The 5,506-nt window shown below is 68.4% G+C and carries 8 protein-coding genes; all 8 read right to left on the bottom strand.

Annotated elements, in window-relative coordinates; genetic code table 11:
* On the bottom strand, positions 1-356 hold a 356-nt coding region (locus tag A5673_RS09200), incomplete at its 3' end, for a non-canonical purine NTP pyrophosphatase (RefSeq protein WP_304442559.1).
* Between the two features lie 100 nt (positions 357-456).
* Positions 457-1,035: a DUF4395 family protein gene (locus A5673_RS28295; RefSeq protein ID WP_231970971.1), complete on the bottom strand. Its 579-nt coding sequence runs from the start codon at positions 1,033-1,035 to the stop codon at positions 457-459.
* A gap of 50 nt (positions 1,036-1,085) precedes the next feature.
* Positions 1,086-1,340 (bottom strand): STAS/SEC14 domain-containing protein, encoded by a 255-nt coding sequence (locus tag A5673_RS09205; protein WP_156748033.1) that lies wholly within the window; start codon positions 1,338-1,340, stop codon positions 1,086-1,088.
* Between the two features lie 206 nt (positions 1,341-1,546).
* The gene (gene rph, locus A5673_RS09210) at positions 1,547-2,326 is read right to left on the bottom strand and encodes a ribonuclease PH (protein WP_068230242.1); all 780 of its coding nucleotides are present in this window, start codon (positions 2,324-2,326) and stop codon (positions 1,547-1,549) included.
* Positions 2,327-2,353: 27 nt separating this feature from the next.
* Positions 2,354-3,136, bottom strand: a complete 783-nt coding sequence (locus tag A5673_RS09215) for a cyclic nucleotide-degrading phosphodiesterase (protein WP_068230245.1) — start codon at positions 3,134-3,136, stop codon at positions 2,354-2,356.
* Positions 3,137-3,208: 72 nt separating this feature from the next.
* Positions 3,209-4,024 carry a glutamate racemase gene (murI, locus tag A5673_RS09220; protein WP_068230248.1) on the bottom strand — a complete coding sequence of 272 codons (816 nt, stop codon included), beginning with the start codon at positions 4,022-4,024 and terminating at the stop codon, positions 3,209-3,211.
* Positions 4,021-4,683, bottom strand: a complete 663-nt coding sequence (locus A5673_RS09225; RefSeq protein ID WP_068230251.1) for a rhomboid family intramembrane serine protease — start codon at positions 4,681-4,683, stop codon at positions 4,021-4,023. The genes murI and A5673_RS09225 overlap by 4 nt, the downstream gene beginning before the upstream one ends.
* A 57-nt stretch (positions 4,684-4,740) precedes the next feature.
* Positions 4,741-5,506 (bottom strand): P1 family peptidase (locus tag A5673_RS09230; RefSeq protein WP_068230254.1); only part of this gene is annotated, 766 nt, incomplete at its 5' end.

Here is a 5,506-nt window from a genome sequence, read left to right on the forward strand (position 1 = left end):
CGCCGTTCGTCGGGGACGTCGCGCAGCTGCGCCAACAAGAGTGAGGTGTTGCCCGAGTCGTCGCCGTGGTCACCGGACCAGCGCGCCGACAGCACGCCGGGCATCCCGTTCAACGCCGCCACCTCCAGACCGGAGTCGTCGGCCACGCACGCCAGACCCGTCGCCGCGAACCCGTCGCGCGCCTTGGCCAGCGCGTTGTCCTCGAACGTCGCACCGGTTTCGGGCGCCTCGTCGAACGGCGCGACGTCGTTCAGCGACACCAACGCCAGGCCCGACAGGCCGGCGCCGTCGAGCACCCGGCGCAGCTCGGCCAGCTTCTTGGGGTTGCGGCTGGCAACCAACACCTTGGTCACCAATCAATCCGAAACGTGGTCATCATTTTCTGCAGGAACCACCTCGGGCTTGTTCTCGTGTCGCGGATGCCTGACTTGCAACGCCTGCAGTGGGGCCCTGAGCCTACACGCGACTTTCCAGGTTTATTGCCGATCGTGGTGCTACTCCCCTGACATAAGGGACCTCGCAGTCTTCACAACCCCAGATCAATTTATGCATGTAGCAGCCCACGCAAAATCCCAGGGTGGCCTCCGACCACGTCAGGACAAAACAGACCGCGACAACGGCCGCCATCGCTACGGGCGATGCCCCGAACAGGCGCATGGCAAGACACGTCGCTGCCAACGCGGCACCGAGCAACCAGGCAAACCGCTTCGGCCGCGTTGGTTTCCACACCGGGCGAATGTGCATTGTTAGCGCTGTGCCCAGAACTCCGGTCGGGCTGAACGGAGTCAAGCCGGTAACCGCCGCAGCCAACATGTCGAACAGCACGAGCGGTCCAACAATGATCACCGGATCGGTTTCCGGGCGCAAAAGCAATAATGCGATCGTGATTGCCGAGATGATATTCAGCAAACCTGCCCTCGCGCGGGTCGCAACTTCGTTGATGCGCGGTTCCGCATGCGTATGCGTCATCTGCCCCATTGCCCACCACGGCGTATTGAGAAAAGCATGTTCAACTGGGACCGGCCGACTCACCATCAATTAATTCCTTAGGGGTTGACGTTGTGATCGCAACTGACTGTTGGGATTCAACGATCCATTCGTGCGCTATCGAAGAAGTGACTGAGACCGAGCTTCGTATCTTCCCAGAGGGCTCCGGGATCGATTCCGGCGACATCGGCTGCGATCTCGGTGCAGGCCCGCAGATTCTTATGTCGAGTCAGCTTCTCGGTGATGTCCGGTATCAGCACCTTTTCGTAGTCCGCCTCAGTCAGATGCCCGTGGAGAGCAAATGCCACCACGCCGTCGGGGAAGCCCTGCAGCGCCTCCATCACGATGTCCATCCTCCTGAACTCCAAACGAGGTCTGTTCTCGTGTCGTCATCGTCTCCTCGCCCGGGTCTGCCGCGTAAGAGACCAAAGTCATCCCAACCACACAAGCGACGCGGAAGTCGTGCTGGCAATCTGTCGGCACGCCGATACAAGTTCGAATCCCGCACCCGGAGCGACTGAACAACCACCAGGGTCGCTCGAGACTATTGACAGGCGACTCAGGTGCCGAACGCCTTCGGCGGCGTGGGCCCCTCCGGCAGCACGCCCGGGTAGGGCTGCTCCAGCGCCTCGCGCTGAGCGGCGAACAACTGGTCGCACGCGGCCAGCGCCACGTCGAGCAACTTGTCCAGCGTCGAGCGCGGGAACGTCGCGCCCTCGCCGGTCCCCTGGACCTCCACCAGGGTCCCGGTGTCGGTGGCGACGACGTTCATGTCGACTTCGGCGCGCGAGTCCTCCTCGTACGGCAGGTCCACCCGGATCCTGCCGTCGACGACGCCGACGCTGACCGCCGCGATGGCGCACGACAGCGGGCGCGGGTCCGACAGCTTGCCCGCCGCCGACAGATAGGTCACGGCGTCGGCCAACGCCACATAGGCGCCGGTGATGGCCGCCGTGCGGGTGCCGCCGTCCGCCTGCAACACGTCGCAGTCGACGGCGATCGTGTTCTCCCCCAGCGCCCTCAGGTCGATGCACGCCCGCAGCGACCGGCCGATCAGCCGGCTGATCTCCTGGGTGCGGCCGCTCAGCCGGCCCTTCACCGATTCGCGGTCGGACCGGGAGTGGGTGGCCGACGGCAGCATTGCGTATTCGGCGGTCAGCCACCCCAGGCCGGATCCCTTGCGCCAGCGCGGCACGCCCTCGGTCACGCTGGCGGTGCACATGACCTTGGTGTGGCCGAATTCGATCAGTACCGAACCCGCCGGGTGGTCGGTGAATCCGCGGGTGATGACCACGGGGCGAAGCTCGTCGTCGAGGCGGCCGTCTTCTCGTTTGGACACCCAGTAACCCTAGCCAACGCCGGGTGCTCAGACCCTTTCGGAGCGGCGGACGTCGAACGTCTCACCGCAGACCACCGCGTGCACGGGACCGTCAAACTCGGCCTTGGCCTCGCTGATCACGTCCTCGCGGGACGTCCACGGCGGGATGTGCGTCAGCAGCAGCTCGTGCACGCCGGCCTGTGCCGCAACCCGGCCGGCCTCCGTGCCCGACATGTGCAGCGCGGGCGGGCGATCCGGCGCGTGCGTCCAGGAGGCCTCGCACAGGAAGACGTCGGCGCCGCGCGCCAGCTCGACGAGCTGATCGCACAGGCCGGTGTCACCGCTGTAGACGAACGACGCGCCGCTGGGATCGGTGATCCTCAACCCGTACGACTCTGTCGGATGCGCCACCACGCGGGGCGTCACCGTGACCGCGCCGAAGGCCACCGGCTCCCCGTCCACCCAGTGATGGACGTCGAATATGTCCGAACAATCGTCGATCTCGCCACCGTAGGGCGACGACGCGGCCCCCAACCGCGACCAGGTGTCGCCCGGGCCATACAGCAACGCCTTCCCGAGCGGCTTCGACGGGTGATAGCGGCGCCACACGAACAGGCCCGGCACGTCCAGGCAGTGGTCGGCGTGCAGGTGCGACAGCAGCACGTGGACCGAGCCGGGGTCGGCATAGCGCTGCAGCGCGCCCAGCACACCGCCGCCGAAGTCGAGAACCAGCGGCGGGGTATCCGGTGCCCGAAGCAGATAACCCGATGCCGGCGAATCCGGACCGACCACGCTGCCCGAGCAGCCGAGCACGGTTATTCGCACAGGCACTACTGTGCCATGCCCGATCGCACGATGGAGAAAACATGGCCGCTTTGATGTGACCAGAATCTCCCCACGGCGCTAGCGGGCGCGGGATTGCCGCACCGGCGCAACACCCGTCACCGCGGGACCGAGGAAGCGCGCCGCCAATTTGGTGAACGCCTCGGGGTCGCCGGTGGCCTCGAACACGCGGGTGGCCGGCGGCGCGTCATGGGGGCGCAGCAGGTCGTGTTCGGTGAGCACCCGAAGGACTTCCTTGGCGGTCTCCTCGGCGCTGGAAACCAGCGTCACGTTCTCGCCCATCGCCAGCTGGATCAGCCCGGACAGCAGCGGATAGTGCGTGCATCCCAGCACCAGCGTGTCAACCCGCGCGCGCTGCAGCGGCTCCAGATAGCCCTCGGCCAGCCCGAGCACCTGCCGGCCGCTGGTCACCCCGCGCTCGACGAAGTCGACGAACCGCGGGCAGGCCACCGCGGTGATCTCCGTGTCGCGGGCGGCGGCGAAGGCGTCCTGATAGGCGTGGGAGTTGATGGTCGCCCGGGTGCCGATGACGCCGATGCGCCCGTTGCGCGTGGTGGCGACCGCGCGGCGCACCGCCGGCAGGATCACCTCGACGACGGGCACGTCGTAGCGCTCGCGGGCGTCGCGCAGGCAGGCCGCCGACGCGGTGTTGCATGCGATCACCAGCGCCTTGACGCCGCGCTCGACGAGGTCGTCACCGATGGCCAGCGCGTGGGCGCGGACCTCGGAAATGGGGAGCGGACCGTAGGGACCGTTGCCGGTGTCGCCGACGTAGATCATGTCCTCGTCGGGCAGCTGGTCGATGATCGCCCGCGCGACGGTGAGCCCCCCGACGCCGGAGTCGAAGACGCCGACGGGCGCCAACCGCGAGCTCATGTCCTGCGCCGCCGCGCGCCGGCCTTCTTTTCGCGGGCCTTGCGCTCCGGACCGGACAACAGATACGCGGCGACGACGCCGGCAACCGCGCCGCTCAGATGGCCCTGCCAGGACACACCACCGCATTGGTGCAGCACCGGCATCGCACCCAGCAGGACGCCGCCGTACACGAACAAGACGACCACGCCGATGACGATGTCCCAGAACCTGCGCACGAATATCCCGAAGACCAGCAAGAACGTGAGCCACCCGAAGATGAGGCCCGAAGCGCCGATGTGGTCGGTGGGACCGCACGCGCTTCCCACGTTGCCGATCAGCCAGGTGCCGAACCCACCGAGGATCCACACGATCACCGTGGCCCAGACGAAGCGGGACAATCCCGCCAGCGTCATCAGGAATCCGAGCACCAACAGTGGCACCGTGTTGGCGACGAGGTGCTGCCAGCTCGCGTGCAAGACCGGTGCGAAGACGATGCCCCACAGGCCGTCAGTCGTCAGCGGCCTGATGCCGTTGGAATCGAGCCTGCCGCCCATCAGCTGGTCGATCAGCTCGACGAGGTACAGCAACGCCACGAAGGTGAGGATCGTGGCGCCGCCGACCGCCCACTGGGGTCGCTTCTTCGACGGGTTCGCTGACGCCCGCGGATGTCCTTGGGTCATAGCTGCCCTTCTCACGCGTTCTCGGCATCGTCCAGGCTACCGGCGCAGTTGCCGCCGTCAGCCGAACGCCCCGGGCAACACGTCGCGGTAGGCCGGGATTCCGGCCACCGCTTCGGCGGCGAACACCCCGACCAGCACCGCGCGGGCCAGGCAGTCGGCCGCGGCCGCCCCCACCTCGGCGATCAGCGCCGTCTCGGGCGAGAACGCGGCGGGCACCGGCTTGGCATCGACGGCCGGGGCCACCTCGACCGCCCCGGTCGCGAGCGCGAACACCGTGTCGCCGTCCACCGGCGTGTGCGCCGGGCGGATGGTGCGCGCCAGGCCGTCGTGCGCGGCGATGGCGACCCGCCGGCACGCCGGGGCGCTCAGCGCGGCGTCGGTCGCGACGACGGCGATCGTGGTGTTCAGCGGCTTCGGCGCCGACGGCAACTCCGCGTACGCCGCGATCTGCGTGGCCGGCGGCGGCCGCAGGGCGAACTCGTCGCTCAGGCTCGCCATCCAGGGCAGGCCGGTCGCGCGGTCGGCGACGTCGCCCGCGGAGTTCACGGCGACGATCGCGCCGACGGTGACGCCGGGAGCGGCCGGCGTCGTCAACGTCACCGAGGCCGTCCCGAGCCCGCCCTTGAGGACCCCGGCGCGCGCCCCCACCCCCGCGCCGACGGTCCCGACGGCCGTCGGTCCCGCGCCCGCGGCCTCGCACGCCGCGTAGCCGAACTCGGCCGTCGGCCGGCAGCCCCAGCCGCCCACCGGCAGGTCGAAGATCACGGCGCCCGGCACGATGGGCACCACGCCCCCGTCCAGGCTCACGCCGCGTTCGTGTTCC

This window comes from Mycobacterium sp. E3198 (assembly GCF_001667015.1).
GTDB lineage: Bacteria > Actinomycetota > Actinomycetes > Mycobacteriales > Mycobacteriaceae > Mycobacterium.

What these genes read in the sequence shown, in the direction of transcription:
- A5673_RS09205 (WP_156748033.1), bottom strand. Translation starts at nt 1,340, where the DNA reads ATGGACATCGTGATGGAGGCGCTGCAGGGCTTCCCCGACGGCGTGGTG.
- murI (WP_068230248.1), bottom strand. Translation starts at nt 4,024, where the DNA reads ATGAGCTCGCGGTTGGCGCCCGTCGGCGTCTTCGACTCCGGCGTCGGG.
- A5673_RS09225 (WP_068230251.1), bottom strand. Translation starts at nt 4,683, where the DNA reads ATGACCCAAGGACATCCGCGGGCGTCAGCGAACCCGTCGAAGAAGCGA.
- A5673_RS28295 (WP_231970971.1), bottom strand. Translation starts at nt 1,035, where the DNA reads ATGGTGAGTCGGCCGGTCCCAGTTGAACATGCTTTTCTCAATACGCCG.